This is a genomic window from Enterococcus sp. DIV2453a (assembly GCF_050533535.1).
Taxonomy (GTDB): domain Bacteria; phylum Bacillota; class Bacilli; order Lactobacillales; family Enterococcaceae; genus Enterococcus; species Enterococcus faecalis.
Genome location: NZ_CP172899.1, coordinates 1,504,841 through 1,529,127, shown reverse-complemented (window position 1 = coordinate 1,529,127; position 24,287 = coordinate 1,504,841). Strand labels below are relative to the sequence as shown.

General features: G+C 37.1%; 24 protein-coding genes. 20 read left to right on the top strand and 4 right to left on the bottom strand.

The window, feature by feature from the left end; translation table 11 throughout:
* Window positions 1-26 precede the first annotated feature (26 nt).
* Window positions 27-719, top strand: a complete 693-nt coding sequence (locus IGK03_RS07565) for an ATP-binding cassette domain-containing protein (RefSeq protein WP_010713349.1) — start codon at window positions 27-29, stop codon at window positions 717-719.
* On the top strand, window positions 712-1,812 hold the full coding sequence (locus tag IGK03_RS07560) for an ABC transporter permease (RefSeq protein ID WP_010713350.1): 1,101 nt from the start codon (window positions 712-714) through the stop codon (window positions 1,810-1,812). Before IGK03_RS07565 ends, IGK03_RS07560 begins: the two co-directional genes overlap by 8 nt.
* 186 nt (window positions 1,813-1,998) lie before the next feature.
* On the opposite strand, the gene IGK03_RS07555 is transcribed toward IGK03_RS07560, so the two are convergent.
* On the bottom strand, window positions 1,999-4,401 hold the full coding sequence (locus IGK03_RS07555) for a transglycosylase domain-containing protein (RefSeq protein ID WP_202334843.1): 2,403 nt from the start codon (window positions 4,399-4,401) through the stop codon (window positions 1,999-2,001).
* A gap of 184 nt (window positions 4,402-4,585) precedes the next feature.
* Here IGK03_RS07555 and tyrS point away from each other — a divergent pair, with 184 nt between their 5' ends.
* Entirely contained in the window at window positions 4,586-5,848 is a 1,263-nt protein-coding gene (gene tyrS / locus IGK03_RS07550) for a tyrosine--tRNA ligase (RefSeq protein ID WP_002357324.1), read from the top strand.
* Between the two features lie 255 nt (window positions 5,849-6,103).
* Here the strand turns inward: tyrS and IGK03_RS07545 are convergent, their stop codons facing one another.
* Entirely contained in the window at window positions 6,104-6,394 is a 291-nt protein-coding gene (locus tag IGK03_RS07545; protein ID WP_002393362.1) for a hypothetical protein, read from the bottom strand.
* A gap of 436 nt (window positions 6,395-6,830) precedes the next feature.
* Between IGK03_RS07545 and IGK03_RS07540 the strand changes: the two genes are divergently transcribed.
* From IGK03_RS07540 to ybaK, 8 genes are all read left to right on the top strand, one after another.
* Window positions 6,831-7,493 (top strand): YdeI/OmpD-associated family protein, encoded by a 663-nt coding sequence (locus IGK03_RS07540; RefSeq protein WP_010713352.1) that lies wholly within the window; start codon window positions 6,831-6,833, stop codon window positions 7,491-7,493.
* The gene (locus IGK03_RS07535) at window positions 7,493-7,960 is read left to right on the top strand and encodes a DUF1801 domain-containing protein (protein ID WP_010707518.1); all 468 of its coding nucleotides are present in this window, start codon (window positions 7,493-7,495) and stop codon (window positions 7,958-7,960) included. The genes IGK03_RS07540 and IGK03_RS07535 overlap by 1 nt, the downstream gene beginning before the upstream one ends.
* Window positions 7,961-7,970: 10 nt before the next feature.
* On the top strand, window positions 7,971-8,864 hold the full coding sequence (locus tag IGK03_RS07530; RefSeq protein ID WP_075578534.1) for a deoxyribonuclease IV: 894 nt from the start codon (window positions 7,971-7,973) through the stop codon (window positions 8,862-8,864).
* A gap of 193 nt (window positions 8,865-9,057) precedes the next feature.
* Window positions 9,058-9,276 carry a YneF family protein gene (locus tag IGK03_RS07525; RefSeq protein ID WP_002357397.1) on the top strand — a complete coding sequence of 73 codons (219 nt, stop codon included), beginning with the start codon at window positions 9,058-9,060 and terminating at the stop codon, window positions 9,274-9,276.
* A gap of 197 nt (window positions 9,277-9,473) precedes the next feature.
* Window positions 9,474-11,225 (top strand): ABC transporter ATP-binding protein, encoded by a 1,752-nt coding sequence (locus tag IGK03_RS07520; RefSeq protein ID WP_010713354.1) that lies wholly within the window; start codon window positions 9,474-9,476, stop codon window positions 11,223-11,225.
* Window positions 11,225-13,009, top strand: coding sequence for an ABC transporter ATP-binding protein (locus IGK03_RS07515; protein ID WP_002374713.1), 1,785 nt, complete (start codon window positions 11,225-11,227; stop codon window positions 13,007-13,009). The genes IGK03_RS07520 and IGK03_RS07515 overlap by 1 nt, the downstream gene beginning before the upstream one ends.
* 155 nt (window positions 13,010-13,164) lie before the next feature.
* On the top strand, window positions 13,165-13,926 hold the full coding sequence (aroD, locus tag IGK03_RS07510; protein WP_010712514.1) for a type I 3-dehydroquinate dehydratase: 762 nt from the start codon (window positions 13,165-13,167) through the stop codon (window positions 13,924-13,926).
* A complete protein-coding gene (gene ybaK / locus IGK03_RS07505; protein ID WP_025186625.1) occupies window positions 13,923-14,438 on the top strand; it encodes a Cys-tRNA(Pro) deacylase in 516 nt (171 codons plus the stop codon). Before aroD ends, ybaK begins: the two co-directional genes overlap by 4 nt.
* Window positions 14,439-14,567: 129 nt before the next feature.
* Here ybaK and IGK03_RS07500 read toward each other — a convergent pair whose 3' ends face one another.
* Window positions 14,568-14,975, bottom strand: a complete 408-nt coding sequence (locus IGK03_RS07500) for a ribonuclease HI family protein (protein WP_002357402.1) — start codon at window positions 14,973-14,975, stop codon at window positions 14,568-14,570.
* A 100-nt stretch (window positions 14,976-15,075) separates the two neighbouring features.
* Between IGK03_RS07500 and IGK03_RS07495 the strand changes: the two genes are divergently transcribed.
* Window positions 15,076-15,537 carry an EbsA family protein gene (locus IGK03_RS07495; RefSeq protein ID WP_002357403.1) on the top strand — a complete coding sequence of 154 codons (462 nt, stop codon included), beginning with the start codon at window positions 15,076-15,078 and terminating at the stop codon, window positions 15,535-15,537.
* Window positions 15,538-15,641: 104 nt separating this feature from the next.
* On the opposite strand, the gene IGK03_RS07490 is transcribed toward IGK03_RS07495, so the two are convergent.
* Entirely contained in the window at window positions 15,642-15,848 is a 207-nt protein-coding gene (locus IGK03_RS07490; protein ID WP_002357404.1) for a cold-shock protein, read from the bottom strand.
* A gap of 178 nt (window positions 15,849-16,026) precedes the next feature.
* Between IGK03_RS07490 and IGK03_RS07485 the strand changes: the two genes are divergently transcribed.
* The 8 genes from IGK03_RS07485 to IGK03_RS07450 all read left to right on the top strand — a co-directional run bounded on the left by IGK03_RS07485 (window position 16,027) and on the right by IGK03_RS07450 (window position 24,287).
* Window positions 16,027-17,697, top strand: a complete 1,671-nt coding sequence (locus tag IGK03_RS07485) for a formate--tetrahydrofolate ligase (RefSeq protein ID WP_002365735.1) — start codon at window positions 16,027-16,029, stop codon at window positions 17,695-17,697.
* A 104-nt stretch (window positions 17,698-17,801) separates the two neighbouring features.
* Window positions 17,802-18,506: a CBS domain-containing protein gene (locus IGK03_RS07480; RefSeq protein ID WP_002360173.1), complete on the top strand. Its 705-nt coding sequence runs from the start codon at window positions 17,802-17,804 to the stop codon at window positions 18,504-18,506.
* Window positions 18,507-18,511: 5 nt separating this feature from the next.
* Window positions 18,512-18,988: a signal peptidase II gene (gene lspA, locus IGK03_RS07475; RefSeq protein WP_002366774.1), complete on the top strand. Its 477-nt coding sequence runs from the start codon at window positions 18,512-18,514 to the stop codon at window positions 18,986-18,988.
* On the top strand, window positions 18,975-19,880 hold the full coding sequence (locus tag IGK03_RS07470) for an RluA family pseudouridine synthase (protein WP_002371061.1): 906 nt from the start codon (window positions 18,975-18,977) through the stop codon (window positions 19,878-19,880). Before lspA ends, IGK03_RS07470 begins: the two co-directional genes overlap by 14 nt.
* A 338-nt stretch (window positions 19,881-20,218) precedes the next feature.
* Window positions 20,219-20,758: a bifunctional pyr operon transcriptional regulator/uracil phosphoribosyltransferase PyrR gene (gene pyrR, locus IGK03_RS07465; RefSeq protein WP_301280621.1), complete on the top strand. Its 540-nt coding sequence runs from the start codon at window positions 20,219-20,221 to the stop codon at window positions 20,756-20,758.
* A gap of 13 nt (window positions 20,759-20,771) precedes the next feature.
* Complete coding sequence (locus IGK03_RS07460; RefSeq protein WP_202334842.1) at window positions 20,772-22,055, top strand: solute carrier family 23 protein; 1,284 nt, start codon at window positions 20,772-20,774, stop codon at window positions 22,053-22,055.
* Window positions 22,056-22,068: 13 nt separating this feature from the next.
* Window positions 22,069-22,995, top strand: coding sequence for an aspartate carbamoyltransferase catalytic subunit (locus IGK03_RS07455; RefSeq protein WP_202334841.1), 927 nt, complete (start codon window positions 22,069-22,071; stop codon window positions 22,993-22,995).
* 8 nt (window positions 22,996-23,003) lie between these two features.
* On the top strand, window positions 23,004-24,287 hold the full coding sequence (locus IGK03_RS07450; protein WP_016618342.1) for a dihydroorotase: 1,284 nt from the start codon (window positions 23,004-23,006) through the stop codon (window positions 24,285-24,287).

Below are 24,287 nucleotides of genomic sequence, written 5' to 3'. Positions count from 1 at the left end.
TTTAGATTAAAAAAAGAGGTGTTTCTGTGAAGGTAAAAGAATTAACTGTCGAGTATGGTAATAGAACAATTATAGAAAATTTATCTATGCACGCTGAATTTGGTGAAATAATTGGCTTAGTTGCTCCTAATGGAACTGGAAAAACCACGTTCTTTAATGCTATATCTGGTTTAATCCCTAGAAAAAATGGAAATATTAGTTTAAATAAGATTGATTACAATAGTAGAAGTGCAACGTATTTAAAAGAACTATTTTTTCTTGAAAGTAGTAAAAATTTATATGATTATTTGACGCCGAAAGAACATCTTGAATATATTAAAGCCGCTTGGAAAAGTAATAGCGATATAGAGCATATTTTTGAACAATTAAAGATGAAAGAATATCAAAATAGAACAATAAAAAAATTATCTCTCGGAATGAAACAACATGTATTATTAGCGATGTACCTAGCAAGTGATGCAACAATACTTTTGTTAGACGAACCTTTTAATGGCTTGGATCCTACTAGTGTTAGTTTATTCATAATGTGCTTAAAAGAAATAGTTTCCAAAGATAAAATAGTTATTTTATCTTCTCATGATTTGTATAATGTTGAACACACATGTACACGTATTTTATTTATGAAAAATAAAAAGTTGGTTGAGAATGATCAACGTAACCTTTCTTTACGTGAACAATATGATAACTTATATTTAAGAGGAGAAGAGAGAAATGCTTAAGATAGAAACGATAAAAATATTGAAAGAGAAGAGTCTGTGGTTTGTGTTTGTAGCCTTTATTTTAATGTTAATTTATCCGTTGCTAGCTCAACCCCAACAACTTTCTTTTAAAGAAATGCAATATGAAAACCGAATCAAAAATAACGAACAAGCGAAAGAAAAAATGAAAAATGAACCTGCAGCAAAAGAAACTTTAAATGAGATAGAAGATGAAAGTGAGCAATTAAGGAAAGCAATTAATGCCATCAAAATTGGTGATGAATGGGCTTTATTAGAAGCTGAGAAAAAATTGGAAGAAAGTAATTTAAATGCAATGTTAAAAGGAACGTTGTATAGTATACCAATTATTGAGCAACAAAAAAGAGTCAAAGAATTACAATATTTATCTGAAAACAGGATCAAACAAGTGGATTCTTCTGAAGTTGCTAAAATGCCTGCTTTGAATTACCTAGGTTTTCTTTTATCGATGGATTTTCCATACACATTATTATTAATTATCCCTAGTTTAATGATTATAGCGCTCGCAACTTTAGAAAAAAGAAAAAATACTGTTTCTTTATGGAATGGCCTTCCCTTAAAACTATGGAAAAAATATTCTATTAAAATAAGTAGTATTTTGTTTACAATCGGATTAGTTTCTTATCTGTCAATCTTTCTTTCTGTAATCAGTGCATTTTTCAAAAATGGTCTGGGAAACCCTGATTATCCAGTCGCGATTATTGAAAAGGGACAAAGTGTTACAATCATTTCTCTTTCTAACTATTTGTCGAGAAGCCTAATTATGTTTGGTATGCTGTTATTAGCATTGACAGTATTCAGTTTCTTGCTTTCACTATTTACTGGAAATTTGATTGTTCATAGCTTGCTAATTGTTGGTGTGGTATTATCTTCAGGAGTTAGCCTGATTTCCAATAAATTTTTCTTTACAGCTTATATGAATTTTCCTAAAATTATTAATGGAGGAAATGGGTATGAGCCGATGGATGAGATAAGTCTTACATTTGATTTTTCTTTAAAGATGATAGTTGTCTATGTATTAATAAGTTTAATAGTATCTGCTATTGTTTTGAGAAACAGAAAGGGATTATTTTAGTTAAAATAGGTTGATTGCTGCATATTATTTCATTAGATGTAGGAGCTATTTTTTGAATAGCTAGAGCTAGTATCGATGGTAAAGAATAAGAGAAGCAATAAAAGTAGAGACGTAATTCATCAATTGATGGATTACGTCTCTACTTTTTTACATAATTTTGGTTGCAAGCTTAACTTACCAAATTCTTTAGTTGTTCTTTTTATTATCGTTGTTTTTATTGTTATTATTATTTGTAGTGGCACGTGGAGCAAGATTTCCCCAGTAAGAAGCGTAATTGCTGTCTGTTCCGCCGATCCCAAATTTATAGGTACTTTGTGGTGCACCATCTTTGGCATAGTATGAAGTCGTTGTTTTGCCAGGTGTATTGAACTTAGCACCATTATAGGTAATTGAGCCAGGTTTTTCACCAGTAAATTCAGAAACTTTTGATTTAATGACACTTGGGTCTAATTCAAATTTTTGACCAATGCCAAACAATTCTGGATTCGCATAGTACAGCGCATTAGCTAAGTTCGCCATATAATTCCCGTTATTGTCGCCGCTGGTTGTCGTCATTGGCGCTGGTAGATCATGTCCCGTCCAAGAACTTAGTGTCACAGTTGGAGTAGAGACAATCAGCCATGAATCTTTAAACTCATCAGTTGTCCCAGTTTTTCCGACCCAATCAGCACTGGCTAAATGAGGATTCAAGCCAGCTAACGTTGGTTTGAATTTTGTCGTATTCGCAGAATCCACCACTGAACGCAACAAGTCATTCATAATAGAAGCGGTCGCCGGTGAATAAACTTGCGTTCCTTCATCTTTGTGTTCGTAGACCACATGTCCGCTATTGTCTGTAATTTTTTCAATCATGTAGGCTTTTTGATATTTCCCTTTGTTAGCAAGCGCTTGGAAACCGTTTGTTTGAGTTACAACATTTGTTTCTACTGGACCCAATGGCGCAGATTCGTAAGCCCAAGCATCTGAAGCTGGATAGTTCATTTTACTTAAGTAGTGATTGTAAGAAAAATTATCATCACCCATTTTTTTCCTTAGCTCATTATTAACATGAACGACAGGGATATTGAAAGACCAATTCAAGGCATTCCGAACAGTCACGAATTGATTTAAATCCACAGTTGTTGAGTTAACAAATTCACGACCATCAGCATAAGTCGTTGGGTAGTTGGCCAGACGACTTTCAGAACCAATGAGTCCTTGATCAATCGCAGGGCCATAGACAGAAATTGGTTTAATCGTAGAACCAACTTGACGATCGGCATTAAAGGCATGGTTGTTTTGATTAATATCGAAGTTTCTGCCGCCGATAAAACCGAGGATACGACCAGTAGCGTTATCCATTAAAATATTGCCAGTTTCAATCATTGTATTCCCATTGACATCTGCAGTGCCATCATCAAGCAAATAACCATAATTTGCGACAGCGGTTTGCATCGTGTTGTAAATATTCTGATCAATGGTCGATTGGATTGTATAGCCTTGCGACTGGATTTCGCGACGTGCTTGTTCTTTATATTGATTTAAACCAACTTGATCTAAATCATCACGATTAACTTTAGCTTTCTTCATATCTAAATCCATGACAATCTCAACTGCTTTATCTAACACCGTGTAGTATAGATAGCCTTCTGTATTGACATTGGCCTGCTCAGTTGGTAAAAAGTCTTTTTTCAAGTCGTAAGCTTTGGCTTCTTCATATTCCTTTTGCGAAATAGCTTTTTCTCGGTACATACTGAAAAGAACAAAATCTTTTCTCTTCATGCCTAAAGACAAATCGTCTTTCAAGGCACCGGTGTTAGTATAGGGCGTGTAAACAATGGGACTTTGGGGAAGTCCTGCGATAAAGGCCGCTTGAGGAAGATTCAAGTCCTTGGCACTTTTACCAAAGAGTCCTTTGGCTGCTTCTTCCACGCCTGCAATATTTTCACCTTTGTTATTACGACCAAAAGGGGAGACATTTAGATAAGTTGTCACGATTTCGTCCTTAGAAAAGTATTTTTCAATACGTAAAGCTAATAAAATTTCGTTGGCTTTCCGTTTAAAAGTCGTTTCGTCAGTTAAAATCTGTTGCTTGACCAATTGCTGAGTCAATGTTGAACCACCAGAAGAACCGCCGATACCTGTCGCATCAGAAATCAGCGCTCGAACTAGCGCTTTTGGTACCACCCCATGATGTTCTTCAAAATATTCATCTTCTGTTGAAATAATGGCTTTTTTTAGCAATGGAGACATTTGATCGCCATTAATTCGTGTCCGAATTAAATCTGATTTGATGTTAGCAATCGGGGTACCGTCTGCGTAAGTCATTTTTGACACTTCGGTAATATCACTGATTTCTTTTTGCAATTCTTCCTTCGTTGGGGGCTGTGTATCTTCAACTAGAAAAGCAAAATATCCCATTCCGATACCTAAGCCAAGAGAGCCACCTAAGACAATCAGAATAACCCCAAAAACCACTAATGACTGAAAAACGCGAATAATGACATTTAAAATAAGTAAAAAGACATTGCCGCCAGAAGAGGTCGTTGGTTTTTGCTTATTGTTACTTGAATTATTTTTCAAAAGCTTCACCTCAATAAAATGATACATTCTGTGTTATTATAGCAAAAAAAAGCTTCTATGAATAGTTTCTACACCAATTGCCATTTTTTGTTGAAAAAACTTAAGAGAAAATAGGGAAATCTCATTTTTTGACTTTTCAAGTGTGACAGAATCGGTTACTATGAATAGGGGAATTTGATCTATTATTATGTTTTACTATAGGAGGAAAATCATGAATTCAGCTTTTTTTGAAGAATTAAAAGCCCGTGGGTTGGTCTACCAAGTCACAGATGAAGAAGCCTTACAAAAACAATTAAATGAAGAATCTGTTAAATTATATATCGGCTTTGATCCAACGGCAGACAGTTTACACATCGGGCATCTACTGCCAATTCTTATGTTACGTCGTTTCCAACAAAATGGCCATGTGCCCATTGCTTTAGTTGGTGGCGGAACTGGCATGATTGGTGATCCATCATTCAAAGATGCAGAACGTAGTTTAAACACACTTGATACAGTGAAAGCTTGGTCTGAAAGTATTAAAGGCCAGTTGTCACGTTTTATCGATTTTGAAGATGAAAAAAATCCAGCGATTCTAGCAAATAACTATGATTGGCTTGGAGAGCTTTCATTAATTGATTTCTTACGTGATGTTGGAAAAAACTTTACAATTAACTATATGATGAGTAAAGAAAGCGTGAAACGCCGAATCGAAACAGGAATTTCTTATACTGAATTTGCGTATCAATTATTACAAGCGTATGATTTCTTGAAATTGTACGAAACAGAAGGTTGTTTATTGCAATTAGGCGGCAGTGATCAATGGGGGAACATTACTTCAGGGATTGAATTATTACGCCGAGAACAAGAAGTTCAAGGATTTGGCTTAACTATGCCTTTAATTACAAAAGCAGATGGTACCAAATTTGGTAAAACAGAAGGAAACGCAGTTTGGTTAGATGCGGAAAAAACTTCGCCATATGAATTTTATCAATTCTGGATTAACACAGATGATCGTGATGTCGTGAAATTCTTGAAATACTTTACTTTCTTAACATTGGATGAAATTGCAACAATTGAAGAAGAATTTACAGCGAACCCAGGTCAACGTGCTGCGCAAAAAGCGTTAGCCAAAGAAGTGACTACTTTAGTCCACGGTGAAGCAGCCTATCATCAAGCGGTTAAAATTTCAGAAGCTTTATTCAGCGGGGATATCCAAAGCTTAACAGCAGAAGAAATTAAACAAGGCTTTAAAGATGTACCAACGTACGAGGTGCAACCAGAGGATCAATTAAGTTTAGTCGACTTATTAGTTACCTCAAAAATAGAACCATCCAAACGTCAAGCCCGTGAAGATGTTCAAAATGGAGCGATTTACGTCAATGGAGAACGTAGACAAGATTTAGCAGCTGAATTGACAGAAACTGATAAAATTGAAGGACAATTTACTGTGATTCGTCGCGGGAAGAAAAAATATTTCTTGTTAAAATACTAAAACACTGTGAACTTCAATCTTATACGGTTTATAAATTAAAAATAATAGTTAACAGTTAATACTAGCTTAATATTTTGCTTTAGGAAGACTTGTTTACCTTAATGTAAGCAAGTCTTTTTATAAAGTTTTGCTTATAGTACTAGAATCAATAGTCACCAACATTATCTTGAACGGTTTATTATATAAAAATACCGACCAAGTTTCTCTGGTCGGTATTCTGTCTAATTTTTAAGTCTCACTACAGATAGCCAATCCTTACTTGTATAATATTACTGTATGGAAACCTTCCATAGATCCTGACAGACCTTGATTTTGTAGTGAATCAATTTTTATATCAACAATTTCATAACCATCTAACTGCATAGAAGATATTATTTCATCAATTTGCGTAGTGTATTTGTCCTCACAGCCAAAATTTTGATTAATCCATTTACTAAAACTATTTACCATAACTAGATGAGTTAAACCATCTTTAGGTTTTAAAAATTTTTTTATTTCTTTTTGATAAATAGATTCTGCAGCACTTTTTTGTCCTTTTGTAAACATTCCCACTCTATTTCACCACCTTTCCAGTAAAATTATTATTGCTAATATATTTATTGCTTCAAGCTTTTTGTGAATGTCCAAAGTGTTAATCACTAATAAAGTTAGACTATTATTCCTCTCTATGGTGATTCATTAAGGAAAAGTATTGGTTAAAGCATATAGACGATAAAGATAGTATATCAATGTTCACAAAAGTCTACAATAAAAATTCAAATTTGTTATAGACTATATTAGAAAAGTAATGGGTGGGTATTGTTGTATCAACAATAAGGAGGACTGTAAGAAAAGTCCTTTGTCAAGATAGTATTGAAATAAAAAGCTGAAAATCAAAAGGACAAATGTTACAAAAAACTCTTTTTTACTATTGGGCATATTCAATTACAGATAACTTGTGCTATGCTAGAATAAAAAGTGCAGTCGCTATAAGGAGTAGGTTATGAAATCAATTGTCGAAAAGTTAAACTTAACGAAGTATCAGCAACTAGTTACTTTAAATAGACCACAGGGAGAGTATCTATCTGAATTTGCTTCAGCCGCGCAGCAATTACCCTCAGAACCAGTTGAGCTGATTTTTGCATTTGTGAAAACGATGGCGGAATTTCAAGAGATTGTTTCAATGGTGATTGAAGGTCAACATTTAGTAGAAAATGGGTTGTTATATGTGGCTTATCCGAAAAAAGGCAATAAAATGTATCCAACCTTTGTCCACCGAGATGAAATTTTTCCAACATTACAAGTAAACGAGGCAGATGGGTATATTAAAGGCTCAACCTTAAAATTTAATCGCATGGTTAGTTTAGATGAGACTTTTACGGTTGTCGGCATGAAGAATGTTCTTAAAAAGCCAGCGAAGAATCAGACCAGTTCTGCTGTTGGGGATTATGTTCAATATTTACCAGAAATTGAAGCGTTGGTACAAACAGAACCAGCTGCTGCAGCGACATTCGCTGCATTAACGCCTGGTTATCAAAAAGAGTGGGCGCGGTATGTATTTAGTGCAAAGCGAGCGGAGACACGGAAAAAGCGGCAAACTGAAATGTTAGCCATTTTAAAAGAAGGCTATAAAACCAAAGCTCTTTATCAGCAAAGGAAGAAATAATGGCGCAGTTAATTGAAACAGTTACAGCATACATCGAAACAGTCGAACCAAAATGGCGAATTGCTTATCAGCAAGTATTAGACGCCGTTTCGCAAAATTTGCCAGCAGGATTTGAATTAACAATGCAATATGGCATGCCAACCTTTGTTGTGCCGCTTTCAGTATTTCCAGAAGGCTATCTCAACCGTGGTGATGAGCCGTTACCATTTATCAGTTTAGGCGCTACTAAAAGGCAAGTAGCTTTATATCACATGGGATTAATGGGAAATGAAGCCGTCCGAAGTTGGTTTCAAGAAGCCTATCAGGAACAAGTGTCAACAAAGCTAAACATGGGGAAAAGTTGTCTTCGCTTCACTAATCCTAAGCGAATACCCTATGAACTAATTGGCGAATTAGTAACAAAAATCACGCTTGAAGAATGGCTGCAACAGTATCAACACTACCAAAAGAAAAAGAAGAATTATTAGGAGGAACCACATGTTATTAGGATCACACGTTAGTATGAGTGGCAAGAAAATGCTATTAGGCTCTGCCGAGGAAGCGGCTAGTTATGGCTCAACAACCTTTATGATTTATACAGGTGCGCCACAAAACACGCGCCGGAAACCGATTGAAGAAATGAATATTGAAGCTGGGCAAGCGTTTATGAAGGAACACAATTTAAGTAATATCGTCGTTCATGCCCCGTATATTATTAATTTAGGCAATACAATCAAAACGGAAAATTTCGGTTTTGCCGTTGACTTTTTGCGACAAGAAATTGAGCGAGCACAAGCGTTGGGAGCAACGCAAATCACGTTACACCCAGGTGCGCATGTTGGCGCAGGTCCAGAAGCCGGCATCAAACAAATTGTTAAAGGTCTAAACGAAGTCTTGTGGAAAGAGCAAATCCCTCAAATCGCTTTAGAAACAATGGCTGGTAAAGGGACCGAAATCGGCCGTACGTTTGACGAACTAGCTGCGATTATTGACGGAGTTACGCTAAATGATAAACTTTCTGTCACTCTGGATACTTGCCACATTAATGATGCAGGTTATAATGTAAAAGATGATTTTGATGGCGTATTAGTTGAATTTGATAAAATTATCGGATTGGATCGTTTAAAAGTCATTCATGTGAATGATTCTAAAAATCCTATGGGCTCACATAAAGATCGTCATGCCAATATTGGTTTTGGCACTATTGGTTTTGAATCTTTAAACGGTGTGGTTCACCATGAAAAATTAACTGCTTTACCAAAAATTTTAGAAACACCTTATGTCGGAGAAGACAAAAAAAATAAAAAGGCCCCTTACGGCTTTGAAATTGCGATGTTAAAAAATCAAACATTTGATCCAGAATTATTAGAAAAAATTCAAGGACAAAACTAAAGCAACAATCGCTCTTAAAGGTCCTATTGACCTTTAAGAGCGTATATTTTTGACTTTTAATCACTATTTTGCAAAAAAATCAGACTTTTTTCATTATTTAAGAGAAATCCCGCAAAAAGAACTTTTCTTTTTTTGCTATTTCTAGTAAAATAATTCATTGAGAGCAAAACTATACGGAGAGGAGAGAGTTTCAATGGCAACAGGTTGGGTAGTATTAATCGCAGTAATCGCTTTATTAGTAGGCGCTGCAGGGGGCTTTTTCCTTGCACGCAAATATATGCAAGATTATTTCAAAAAAAATCCTCCCGTTAATGAGGATATGTTACGCATGATGATGGCATCAATGGGTCAAAAACCGTCAGAGAAAAAGGTTAGACAAATGATGCAACAAATGAAAAACCAAGGAAAATAGTAAAGGTTATTCAGGTAATCATGAATAAGTGTAAAAACGGGCTGATTTTCAGTCCGTTTTTTTGTTGTTTTGCGGGAGAATAGGATAATCTAGGAGGAAAAGAGCGAGACGTTTAATCAAAAACAACAATAACGAAGAAACCTTCTAGCTCGAAAGTAGTCTTCGTAGAACAACAAAGTAAAAGGAGGGACAACTGAATGTCCATATTCAAAAAATTAGGCTGGTTTTTTAAGCAAGAGAAAAAAAGTTATATTATTGGGGTTTTCTCATTAATGATGGTCGCTCTTGTTCAATTAGTCCCGCCCAAAGTTATTGGCGTCGTTGTAGATGAAATCGTTAACAAAGAAATTCGCTTAACGAAAATTATCGTGTGGGTTGCACTCTTGATTGGTGCTGGGCTTGCCCAATATCTTTTTCGATATATTTGGCGGATGCATATTTGGGGGAGTGCCGCTCGTTTGGAAAAAGAGCTACGGACTCAATTATTTCATCATTTCACAAAAATGGATAGCATCTTTTATCAGAAATATCGGACAGGTGACTTGATGGCGCATGCAACCAATGATTTAAATGCCATCCAAAATGTGGCTGGAGCTGGGATTTTAACATTTGCTGACTCTGTGATTACGGGAGGAACAACGATTATCGCAATGGTTCTATTTGTCGATTGGCGCTTAACATTAATTGCTTTATTACCGCTGCCTTTATTAGCGGTCACCTCACGAGTTCTAGGTTCTAAGTTGCATGATGCCTTTCGAGATTCACAAGCTGCTTTTTCAGCGATTAATGATAAAACACAAGAAAGTATCACTGGAATTAAAGTCATTAAAACATTTGGGCAAGAAAAAGAAGATCTTGCTGATTTTACAGAGAAAATTGATGATGCTATCGTCAAAAATAAACGAACGAACTTTTTAGATGCACTATTTGATCCGTTTATTACGCTGATTATTGGTGTTTCTTATGTTTTGACAATTATTATTGGTGGTCGTTTCATCATGGAAGGAACGATTAGTTTAGGTCAGTTGGTCTCTTTCATTGCCTATATTGGGATGCTAGTTTGGCCAATGTTTGCGATTGGGCGCTTATTTAATGTGTTAGAACGTGGGAATGCTAGTTACGATCGTGTGAACGAATTATTACATGAAAAAACGCATATTATCGAACGAAAAGATGCCATCAAAACAATGGCGCAAGGGACAATTTCAATGAAGATTGATTCTTTTTCTTATCCAAAAGAAGAGACGGTGGCTTTGGAAAATATCCAATTTTCGTTGCAAGAAGGAGAAACCTTGGGGATTGTTGGCAAAACAGGCGCTGGTAAAACCACTATTTTGAAATTGTTGATGCGTGAATATGACCAATACCAAGGAACGATTTTCTTTGGAAAACATAACATTAAAAATTACACATTAGATGCATTGATGGGTGCAATGGGGTACGTGCCACAGGACCATTTTCTCTTTTCCATGACGGTACGAGATAACATTCGTTTTGCTAAACCAGACTTGGAACAAGCAGCAGTTGAACAAGCGGCAGCATTAGCATTTATTAACCAAGAAATTAAAGCATTCCCTGAAGGCTATGACACAATGGTTGGGGAACGTGGCGTTTCGCTTTCTGGAGGACAAAAACAACGGATTTCTATTGCACGGGCCTTGATTGTTGAACCAGAATTGTTAATTTTAGATGATGCCTTATCTGCAGTCGATGCGAAGACTGAAGAGGCGATTTTATCAAATCTAAAAGAAACGCGCCAAGAAAAAACCACTATTATTACAGCGCATCGTTTAAGTAGTGTCATGCATGCAAAAGAAATCTTAGTGTTGGATGAAGGGAAAATTATTGAACGGGGGACACATCAGGAGTTACTGACTCAGAAGGGTTGGTATCAGCGGATGTGGGAAAAACAGCAATTAGAAGCGAAAATTGAAGGGAGTGAGAGTTAATGGAAGAAAAGTATCAATCCGAATGGTCCAGAGAGTTACCGCTGAAAGAACAATTAACGATTGTTCAGCGTTTGTTTCGTTTTGCCAAACCGTTTCGACGCATGTTTTACACAGCTATTCTCTTTGCATTTGGCTTATCAATTATCAATATTCTTTTGCCTAGAGTCATTCAAGTTTTTATGGATAATTATTTAACGCCTAAAACTGCTACAATGCAAGTGATTCTAACTTTTGCTGCTATTTATTTTTTTGGTGTCATTGTCAAAAGTATTGTTTGGTTTTTCCAATGGTATTTGTATTCGATGGCTTCTTTAAAAACGTATCAATATATACGAGTGAAATTATTTGAAAAATTACACACTTTAGGTATGCGTTATTTTGATCAAACACCAGCGGGTTCGACGGTGTCTCGTGTTACCAACGATACAGAAACATTGTTTGAATTCTGGTATGTATTCCTAATGGTGATTACAGGAATTTTTGCCGTAATCTCGTCATTTTTTGCAATGTTTCAACTCAGTCCAGAAATTTCATTTTATTGTCTAATTTTCTTGCCAATTTTATTAGTTGTAATTTGGTATTACCAAAAATTTAGTTCAAAATTATATCGCAGTATGCGGGAAAAATTAAGTCAATTAAACACCAAACTAAATGAATACATCTCTGGTATGCAAATCATTCAACAATTTCGCCAAGAAAAACGTTTGGAAAAAGAATTTGAAGAAACCAATGATGACTATTTAAAAACACGAGTAGCAATGATTCGTATGAATTCGTTATTATTAAGTCCCATCATTAATTTGTTGTATACGTTGGCGATTGCATTGGCCTTAACTATGTTTGGCATCGATGCTTTACATTCTCCTGTAGAAGCGGGAATGATTTATGCTTTTGTAACGTATGTCCAAGCTTTTTTTAATCCGATGACACAAATGATGGACTTCCTAAGTATCTTTACAGATGGGATTGTCGCAGGTAGTCGTATTTTAAAAATTATGGATACGGAAGAATTAACACCGCAACAATCAGTAGGTGCGAATGGGGAAATTATTCGCGGGAAAATTGAATTTCGTAATGTTACTTTTTCTTATGACGGCAAAAACGAAGTATTGAAAAATATTAGCTTTGTTGCAAATCCCGGGGAAACCGTCGCTTTAGTCGGTCATACTGGAAGTGGTAAAAGTTCAATTATTAATGTACTCATGCGTTTCTATGAATTTTATGAAGGGCAGATTTTAATTGATGATCGTGACATTCGTGATTTTCCCATGACAGAATTACGGGAAAAGATGGGCTTGGTATTACAGGATGCTTTCATGTTTTATGGAGATATTGCTGGAAATATCCGTTTACTGAATCCAAACATCACAGATGAACAAATTAAACAGGCTGCGGAATTTGTTCAGGCGGATAAATTTATTCACACGTTACCCAATACCTATCATGCGAAAGTCATTGAACGAGGAGCGAGTTATTCTAGCGGACAACGTCAATTAATTTCGTTTGCACGAACAATTGTAACTGATCCCAAAATTTTAGTTTTAGATGAAGCAACCGCTAATATTGATACAGAAACAGAAGGATTGATTCAAGAAGGATTAGCCAAAATGCGACAAGGAAGAACGACAATTGCGATTGCGCATCGCCTTTCGACGATTCGTGATGCAAACTTGATTTTAGTTTTAGACAAAGGGCAGATTGTAGAACGAGGAACGCACGAAACGTTACTGGCAGAAGGGGGCCTTTATGCGGATATGTATCAGTTACAAAGTACGGAAGTTTAACGTAACAACAGAAAGAGTTAAATAACCCAAACAAAGGCATTTAGTGTTAGGAAATTCCTAATTCTAGGTGTCTTTGTAGCTCTTTAAATTGCAAAAAAGAAGAGAAATGGTATGATATGAAGAGAGAAAAATAAACGAGGAAGTTAGGTGGAACTGTGAAGCCAGTTATAGTCAAAAATGTGCGAATAGGTGAAGGCAATCCCAAAATTGTGGTGCCCATTGTTGCTCGAACAGCCGAGGATATTTTGGCCGAAGCAACGGCGAGCCAAACACTAGATTGTGATTTGGTGGAATGGCGTTTAGACTATTATGAAAATGTCGCTGATTTTTCCGATGTATGTAATCTTTCACAACAAGTAATGGAACGGTTGGGGCAAAAACCGTTATTGTTAACTTTTCGTACACAAAAAGAAGGCGGCGAAATGGCTTTTTCCGAGGAAAATTATTTTGCTTTGTATCATGAATTAGTGAAAAAAGGTGCGTTGGATTTATTAGATATTGAATTATTTGCGAATCCGCTGGCGGCAGATACGTTAATTCACGAAGCTAAAAAGGCGGGGATTAAAATTGTTCTCTGTAATCACGACTTTCAGAAAACACCGTCGCAAGAGGAGATTGTCGCACGGTTACGCCAAATGCAAATGCGTCAGGCGGATATTTGTAAAATAGCTGTGATGCCACAAGATGCGACAGATGTACTTACGTTACTTTCAGCAACCAATGAAATGTACACCCATTATGCATCCGTCCCAATCGTTACTATGTCAATGGGACAGTTAGGGATGATTAGTCGCGTAACAGGTCAACTGTTCGGATCGGCACTAACTTTTGGCTCCGCCCAGCAAGCGTCTGCACCAGGCCAACTATCCGTACAAGTATTAAGAAATTATTTAAAGACATTCGAACAAAACAAGTGATTCAGAAGGTGAAAAAAGTGGCAAAGAAAAAAACACAACAAAAAACGAATGCGATGCGCATGGTGGAACAACATAAAGTACCATATAAAGAATATGAATTCGCTTGGAGTGAAGATCATTTAAGTGCAGAAAGTGTCGCTGAAAGTTTAGGTATTGATAAAGGACGAATTTTTAAAACCTTGGTTACAGTAGGTAATAAAACAGGTCCAGTCGTGGCTGTCATTCCTGGTAATCAAGAATTAGATTTAAAAAAATTAGCGAAAGCTAGTGGCAATAAAAAGGTAGAAATGCTTCACTTAAAAGATTTAGAAGCAACCACAGGCTATATTCGTGGGGGCTGTTCACCAATTGGGATGAAAAAACAATTTCCCACCTATTTAGCTGAAGAAGCTCAACAATATTCTGCAATTATTGTTTCTGCAGGCAAACGTGGCATGCAAATTGAATTAGCTCCTGAAGCAATCCTTTCGCTAACCAATGGACAATTTGCGGGAATAACGACAGAAGAATAAGTGGTTATAAGAAGAGGTTGAGACAGAACCGTTTATCTGTTTTTAAACGTGGAGCAAAAATCACTAGGGATTTTTGCTCCACGTGTTTAATTATCAAATTAATAAAGGAAAAGCATTAAGTAAACAGTGCTACTTTTTATTGGGATAAAATTTTTGTAATGCTTGCCGTGCGAGCATATCGGCCGCTTTGTTTTGACTTTCAGGTAGCCATTTGATTAAGAGCAAAGGGAAATTCTTTTCTAGTTGTTGATATTCTGCTAAATAAGGCTGGTACTTTTCATTTTTAGCATAGTTTTTTTCAATTGTTTGGACAACAATTTTACTATCTGAGTGGAGAAGAACGGTTTGTTGATTGTCTTCATTGGCAATCGCTTGTTTTAAAGCTTCAATCAGCACTTTAAATTCGGCTTCGTGATTACTAACAATGCCTAAAGGCACATGCAATTGTTGCCGCGATTGGTCGGTGAGGTAAACGATACCGCCGCCAGATTCACCTGGATTGCCTTTTGTTGCCGCATCTACATAAATTCTTAACATAAAATTACTCCTAATTTCTTTTTGTTCTTAAAAAAAGTATGTTACTATTATAACATATTTAAATTTAGCGGCGTTGATCCAGAAGTAGTGAGGGCACTTTATGAAAAAACAGAAATTTTATTGGCAGCCAGAATTAGCATCAACAATTATTTACTGGTCTTGCACATTTTGTATATTATTTATTAGTTTAATTTTAGCATTGGAAAATAATGGTCCTTACTTGATTAGTAATCTGGTGATGGTTCCATTTTTTGTGTTTGCTTATCTAGGAATTGCGCGGTCTTTTAATATGACAGAAACATCTTTAATTGTCAGAGATGTTTTGTGGTTTCGCAAAAAAGCACTTCCGCTTTCTCAGATAGAAAAAGTAACCTACAATGAAAAAAGCATCGAAATTTTTTCCTCAGAATTTAAGGAAGGCTCAAAAGTCTTTTTAATGAAAAAGAAAACGATTCCGTTATTTCTTGAGGCACTTAAGGTAAAAAAGCCTGAATTGAAGGTAGCAGAAGATCATTCTTTGGGCCTTCATAAAAAAGAAGAAAAAAACAAGAGTGAGTCATAAGTCGAAACGACTGGTGACCCACTCTCAAAATCTTAAAATAATCAGCTGAAACAAACGCTACGTTTACTTACTTTTTGGAGCTAAGCGCTGTTGGTTCAGCTTTTTTAGTTATCTATTTTTTTGACATGTGCTGCTTGTAGCCCACGATTGCCTTCCATTATCTCGAATTCTACAGATTGATTCTCATCAAGTGATTTGAATCCGTCACCTTCTATAGCAGTGAAGTGGACAAAAATCTCATCTTCTTCGTTGTAAACGATAAAACCATAACCTTTTCTGTTATCGAACCATTTGACAATTCCTTTTTGCATCCAATTCACGCTCCTTTTAGATTTGTAAAGACACTTTCATTATACGAGAAAAGGCTACCAAACGTCAATGGTTGGGTTGTTTAAAAAAGGTTATTCTAGCCATTCTATTCAATACAAGCTATAATTTAAAAGAAACAATGTGTCACAAAGACGATAAAGAATTGAAAAGGGGTCCGTTATGAAGACAGATATTAACATTGCACAAGCAGCAACATTAAAACCTATTCAAGAGATTGCCGAAACAATCGGTCTTTCAGAAGATTCGCTCGAACTTTATGGAAAATACAAAGCGAAAATAGATTTTCCAACGCTTCAATCCTTAGAAGCGCAACCAGAAGGTAAATTAATCCTCGTTACGTCGATTAATCCAACGCCAGCAGGAGAAGGAAAGTCAACCGTGACCATTGGTTTAGGAGATGCATTAAATCAAATCAATAAAAAAACAGTTATTGCCCTAAGAGAACCATCATTAGGTCCTGTGATGGGGATTAAAGGTGGCGCAACAGGTGGCGGTTACGCACAAGTATTACCAATGGAAGAAATCAATTTGCATTTTACTGGTGATATGCATGCGATTACGACAGCCAATAATGCCTTAGCTGCGTTACTAGATAATCATTTACAGCAAGGAAATGAATTAAAGATTGATTCTCGACGGGTGATTTGGAAACGGGCAGTGGATCTAAATGATCGTGCGCTCAGACAGGTCGTTGTTGGTTTAGGCGGTCCTTTCCAAGGTGTACCAAGAGAAGACGGTTTCGATATTACTGTGGCAAGCGAAATTATGGCGATTCTTTGTTTAGCGCAAAATTTAACGGACTTAAAAGAACGCTTAAGTCGGATTATTGTCGCCTATAATGACCAAAGAGAGCCGGTGACGGTTAAAGATTTAAACGTGGCAGGTGCGCTGACTTTATTATTAAAAGACGCCTTAAAACCTAATTTAGTTCAAACGATTGAAGGAACTCCAGCTTTTGTTCACGGTGGTCCTTTTGCCAATATCGCTCATGGATGTAACAGTATTTTAGCGACAAAAACGGCTTTGCATCTAGGGGATTATGTCGTAACAGAAGCAGGTTTTGGTGGCGACTTGGGTGGCGAAAAATTTTTAGATATTAAAGTACCTTCTTTAGGGAAAGCACCCGATGCCGTTGTGATTGTGGCAACGATTCGCGCGTTGAAAATGCATGGCGGTTTGGCGAAAGATCAGTTAGCAGAAGAAAATTTACCAGCGTTACAAAAAGGCTTTGCCAACTTAGAAAAACATATTCAAAACATGCAACGTTATGATGTACCAGTAGTTGTTGCAATTAATGAGTTTACACAGGATACAGAAAAAGAAATTCAACTATTGAAAGAAGCATGCCAAGCGTTAGGCGTGCCCGTCGAGTTAACAAGTGTTTGGGCGCAAGGTGGCGCAGGTGGCACGAATCTAGCGAAAACAGTAGTAGCAGAGATTGAAGCCAATACAAAACAGTTTCAACCTTTATATAATCCTCGCCAAACAATTGAAGAAAAAATTCAAGCCATTGTACAAACGATTTATGGCGGGGAACAGGCGATTTTTTCTCCGAAAGCACAAAAGCAAATTGCAGACTTTACAAAAAATGGTTGGGATCAATTACCAATCTGCATGGCGAAGACACAGTATTCACTTTCTGACGATCCTCAAAAATTAGGACGGCCAGAAGGATTTACGATTACGATTCGTGAGCTAGTTCCAAAAATCGGTGCAGGGTTTATCGTGGCGTTAACGGGTGACATTTTAACGATGCCTGGCTTGCCGAAAGTTCCTGCTGCGTTAAATATGGATGTGGACGAAACGGGTCAAGCGAGCGGTCTCTTTTAAAGCCACTCTTTCCTGAGACCTATTTTTAGTATATACTTGAAAGTAGCTCAATAAAAAATAATGACGGAAATTTATTGCGTAGTTTATTATAAGGAGCAACGACTATGGGGGAACGAGCAGATACATTTTTAGCACACTTTAATCGCATTGAAAAGTGGATGAGAGAGAGACTGAATAATCCTGTCAATATGGGATTCAGTGAAATGACAAGACGTCTTTCCCGAAAAGAAAAAGGACAGATTGCTCAATTTGAAGAGGATTTGCTTCAAATGGCTCAGTTAAGAAATGCCATCGTTCATGAGCGAATTGCTGATGATTTTGTAATTGCAGAGCCAAACGAATGGGCAGTTCAACGAATTGAAACGATTGAACAAGCTTTAACAAAACCAGAAAAAGTAGTGCCTAAATTTGCGAAACGTGTTACAGCTTTTGAAATCACCACTTCTTTAGAAACGTTATTAACGATTATTGCAAAAAAACAATATTCTCAATTTCCGATTTATGAAAAAGGTGTATTTAAAGGATTAATCACGGTTCGAGGGATTGGTGTATGGTTTGCCATTGAGAGCACCAAAGGCGAAGTTCACATTGCCAACCGAACGGTGCGAGAATTGTTGGCATCAAATTATAAACGCAGCAACTATCAATTTGTTTCAATTGAAGCAACCGTTTTTGAAGTTGAACAAATGTTTCGGGAGCAGCCACGCTTAGAAGCTGTGCTTATTAGTAAAAGTGGCCATCCTAATGGTGAGTTAGTAGGCATTGTTCGACCAAGAGATTTAGCAAGTATTCATAGAGAAAAGGAATGACGCGATTGTTAGTAGTATATTTTTTAATCAGTGCCTTATTAGTAGGGCTTGACCAATGGAGCAAATATTTGACGGTCCAAAACATTTCTTTGGGTGAAACAAAAGAATTCATTCCTGGATTTTTGTCGCTGACCCATTTAAGAAATACCGGAGCTGCTTGGAGCTTATTAGAAGGAAAGATGATATTCTTTTATGTCATCACAGTAATTGTTAGTGTCGTGATTATTTATTTATTAATTAAGAATTATAAAAAGAGTGTCTGGTATTCTGTAGGTTTATCTTTTGTCTTAGCAGGTGCCATTGGAAATTTTATTGATCGTGTACGTTTAGGCTACGTGGTGGACATGCTCCAAACGGATTTTATGAATTTTCCTATTTTTAATGTTGCAGATAGTACGTTAGTGGTCGGCGTTATTTGTATATTTATTTATTTGATTTTAGATGAAAAAGCAGCAAAGGAAGGCAAAAATGGAACAAATTAACGTAACGATTCAAACAGAAAAAGGCCGGATTGACAAAGTATTAAGTGAACATTTACCCAATCATTCCCGCTCGCAAATTCAACAATGGTTAAAAGAAAAACACGTAACAGTTAACGGTGAAACGGTCCGCGCAAATTACAAAGTTACAGCAGGCGATGAAATTGTTGTAACAATTCCTGAACCAGAAGTTCTAGATATGGTAGCAGAGGATATTCCTTTGACCATTGTTTATGAAGACAATGATGTGATTGTCGTCAACAAACCTCAAGGCATGGTTGTTCATCCTTCGGCAGGGCATCCCAATGGTACATTAGTGAACGCGTTACTTCATCATGCGGATCACTTATCGGCGATTAATGATGTGGTGCGACCCGGAATTGTTCATCGAATTGATAAAGATACTTCGGGGCTATTGATGGTGGCTAAAAATGATCAAGCCCATGAATCATTAGCGAAACAGCTAAAAGAAAAAACATCGTTACGCAAATACGTCGCCTTGGTCCACGGTGTTATTCCTCACGATAAGGGAGAGATAAATGCGCCTATTGGTCGTTCCAAGGTTGACCGAAAAATGCAAGCGGTCATTGAAGGCGGTAAAGAAGCAGTCACGCATTTTACTGTTTTAGAGCGTTTTGATGCATTTACCTTAGTTGAATTACAACTAGAAACAGGCCGGACACATCAAATCCGTGTTCACATGAAATATATCGGTTATCCATTAGCTGGAGATCCATTATATGGACCGAAAAAAACATTGCCTGGCAATGGACAATTTTTACATGCGAAGTTATTAGGCTTTACACATCCTACTACAGGTGAACAATTAGTCTTTGAAGCACCTTTACCAGAAGTTTTTGAAAAAACTTTACACCAATTAAGAAATAATCATTGATTTTTTTCTGAAGAAGAGGTAAACTCTTTTTTAAGAAGAAAAATAACTAAATAACTGTAACCTTTAAGTTTAGTCCCGTGAGGCTAAGAAGGAATCATGCAAAAGAACACTAGGTGCGCTTAGTTAGTAAGTTGTGTGGGCTACATGGTACCCTTGTACCTTTTTAAACTGTAACCAACATCCTCCTATCCTCATACGGGTAGGAGGATTTTTTGTTGGAAAAAATAACAGGACAATTTCAATAAAAATCCACTTATTTTTCAGCTGCTCAATTGAAGGAAGAATCGCTGACCCCAAGACAGCGAGGACGTAGATAAAAAAGAAATGAGGAGGAAATTATTATGCCAAAGAAAGAAGTTGTTGACGCAGTCACAATGAAACGAGCGCTTACTCGAATCTCGTATGAAATTATTGAAAGAAACAAAGGAATTCAAGACATTGTTTTAGTAGGAATTAAAACGCGTGGGATATACATTGCACAGCGTCTAGCCGAACGCTTAAAACAATTAGAAGACATTGACGTGCCAGTTGGTGAATTAGATATTACTTTGTATCGTGATGATGTGAAAGATATGGAGGAACCTGAATTACATTCTTCTGACGTACCAGTCTCAATTGAAGGTAAAGAAGTTATTTTAGTGGATGATGTCTTGTACACGGGCCGGACCATTCGTGCTGCGATGGACGCTGTTATGGATTTAGGTCGTCCAAGAAAAATCTCTTTAGCAGTCTTAGTAGATCGTGGGCATCGGGAACTACCGATTCGTGCCGATTATGTAGGAAAAAATATTCCAACATCAAAAACTGAGGAAATTATTGTGGAAATGGAAGAGCGTGACGGCGCAGATCGTATTATGATCAGTAAAGGAAACGAATAAAAAGGAGTGAACAATGTTGTCAGAAAAAGAATTTCGAAATGAGGATGCAGTCTTAGATATTAAAGACAGACCGCAAGCTTTTCACTGGGTTGGCCTAAGTTTACAACATTTATTTACGATGTTTGGCGCAACGGTTTTAGTACCAATCTTAGTGGGAATTGACCCAGGGATTGCGTTAGTCAGTTCAGGATTAGGAACAATGGTCTATCTGATTACTACAAAAGGAAAAATCCCCGCTTATCTTGGCAGTAGCTTTGCTTTTATTGCAGCGATGCAGATGTTAATGAAGAGTGATGGTTATCCAGCCATTGCCCAAGGTGCTATGACAACTGGTTTGGTATACCTAATCGTTTCATTAATCATTAAAAAAATTGGTTCTGACTGGTTGGATAAAATTTTACCGCCTATCGTTGTAGGACCTGTCGTGATGGTTATCGGTTTAGGCTTGGCAGCTAATGCCGCAAATAACGCAATGTATAACAACAACGTTTATGATTTTAAATATATTGCCGTAGCCTTGATTACTTTAGGCTTAACCATTTTTTACAACATGTTTTTCAAAGGCTTCTTAGGATTAATTCCAATTCTTTTGGGAATTGTCAGTGGGTACCTAGTCGCTTTAGCTTTCGGAATTATTGACTTAACCCCTATTAAAGAAGCTGCTTGGTTTGCTTTACCGAATTTTGAAGTACCTTTTGTTCAATATGAACCGAAATTGTATTTAAATGCCATTACAACAATGGCACCAATTGCTTTTGTAACAATGACAGAACATATTGGTCATTTAATGGTCTTGAATAAGTTAACCAAGCGCAACTTTTTCCAAGACCCAGGCTTATCTAAAACTTTAATGGGAGATGGCTTAGCGCAAATTGTAGCAGGTTTTGTTGGTGGACCGCCAGTTACAAGTTATGGTGAAAATATCGGCGTGCTGGCAATTACAAGAGTACACAGTGTCTTCGTGATTGGTGGAGCCGCGGTGTTCGCTGTAGCTTTAGGATTTGTTGGAAAATTAAGTGCCTTGATTCTAAGTATCCCAGGACCAGTTATTTCAGGAATTAGTTTCGTCTTGTTCGGTGTGATTGCCGCAAGTGGTTTGAAAATCTTAATCGATAATAAGATTAATTTTGATAAGAAAAAGAATTTATTGATTGCTTCAGTAATTTTAGTCATCGGCATTGGTGGCTTAGTCTTCAAAGTAGGAACCTTTGAATTGTCTTCAATGGCATTAGCAACCGTCTTAGGAATTGTTTTGAATTTAATTTTACCGGAAAACGCACGTAGCGAAGAACAGTAGGAGGACTGGACGAATGATTATTACATCTGAACGAATTAGTTTAAAACATCTTTTAACTGCTGAGGCTTTAACCGACCGTGAAGTCATGGGGTTAATCCGTCGCGCAGGAGAATTTAAACAGGGGACAAAATGGCACCCAGAAGAACGTCAATATTTTGCAACAAACTTGTTTTTTGAAAATAGTACTCGAACACATAAAAGTTTTGAGGTAGCTGAGAAAAAATTAGGCTTAGAAGTGATTGAGTTTGAAGCAAGTAGAAGTTCTGTTCAAAAAGGAGAAACGTTATACGACACAGTACTAACGATGTCGGCAATTGGTGTAGATGTAGCAGTCATTCGTCATGGTAAAGAAAATTATTACGATGAATTGATTCAAAGTAAAACGATTCAATGTTCTATTATTAACGGTGGGGACGGGAGTGGACAACACCCTACACAATGTTTATTGGATCTGATGACCATTTATGAAGAATTTGGTGGATTTGAAGGCTTGAAAGTGGCGATTGTGGGAGATATTACACATTCTCGCGTTGCTAAATCAAATATGCAGTTATTAAACCGTTTAGGCGCTGAAATTTATTTTTCAGGTCCAGAAGAGTGGTACGATCATCAGTTTGATGTCTATGGACAATATGTGCCATTAGATGAAATTGTTGAAAAAGTCGATGTGATGATGTTGCTTCGCGTGCAGCACGAACGTCATGATGGTAAGGAAAGTTTTTCAAAAGAAGGCTATCATTTGGAATATGGTTTAACCAACGAACGGGCAACTCGTTTACAGAAACACGCAATTATTATGCATCCAGCGCCAGTCAATCGGGATGTTGAACTGGCAGATGAATTAGTGGAAAGTCTGCAATCAAGAATCGTCGCGCAAATGAGTAACGGAGTCTTTATGCGCATGGCAATTTTAGAAGCAATTTTACATGGAAAGGCCTAGGTGGAGAAATGAAGACGTTAATTAAGAATGGGAAAATCATCAAAAAAGAGAATCAATTGATTGAGGCAGCACTTTGGCTAGAAAATGGTGTGATTCACGCAATCGGAGAATCGTTTGACGAAGCAGATTTTGAGCAAGTGTTTGATGCGAACGGGCAACTAATCACGCCAGGCTTGGTCGATGTGCATGTTCACTTTAGAGAACCAGGCTTTACGTATAAAGAAACGATTAAAACGGGTAGTAAAGCTGCTGCTCGCGGTGGTTTTACTACGGTTTGCGCAATGCCCAATTTGAATCCAGTACCAGATACGGCTGAAAAATTAAGTGAGGTTTACGACTTAATTCAAAAAGATGCAGTCGTGAAAGTTTTACAATATGCCCCCATTACAGAAGAGCTACGGAGTGAAGTTTTAACCAATCAGAAGGCCTTAAAAGAAGCGGGCGCCTTTGCATTTACGAATGATGGTGTTGGTGTCCAAACGGCAGGAACGATGTACTTAGCCATGAAAGAAGCGGCTGCATTAGATATGGCACTTGTTGCGCACACGGAAGATGAATCTTTATTATTTGGTGGTGTGATGCATGAAGGAGAAGTTTCTAAGAAATTAGGCCTACCAGGGATTTTAAGTGCAACGGAAGCTTCACAAATTGCTCGGGATATTACTTTAGCAAAAGAAACAGGCGTTCATTATCATGTTTGTCATGTTTCAACAGAAGAAAGCGTGCGCGTTATTCGGGATGCTAAAAAAGCAGGGATTCACGTAACAGCCGAAGTTTCGCCACACCATTTAATTTTAGTCGATGAGGATATTCCTGGTGACGAAGGGTTTTGGAAAATGAACCCGCCATTACGTGGTTTAGCAGATCGACAAGCATTGATTGACGGTTTGTTAGATGGCACGATTGATTGTATTGCTACCGACCATGCGCCCCATGGTTTAGAAGAAAAACAACAATCATTTTTAAACGCACCTTTTGGTATTGTCGGTAGTGAAACGGCCTTCCAATTGATTTATACGAACTTTGTCGAAACAGGCATTTTCACATTAGAACAAGTGATTGATTGGATGGCAGAGAAACCGGCAGAAATTTTTGGATTAAACGCAGGAACACTAACAATTGGTGCACCAGCAGATATTGCAGTTTTTGACTTAGCAACAGCTGCACCAATTGATGCAGAAGCATTTGAATCAATGGCTGTCAATACACCATTTACAGGGTGGACAGTCAAAGGAAAGACACTTATGACATTTGTTGACGGAGCATTAGCTTGGTCGGAGGAGGCGCAGTAG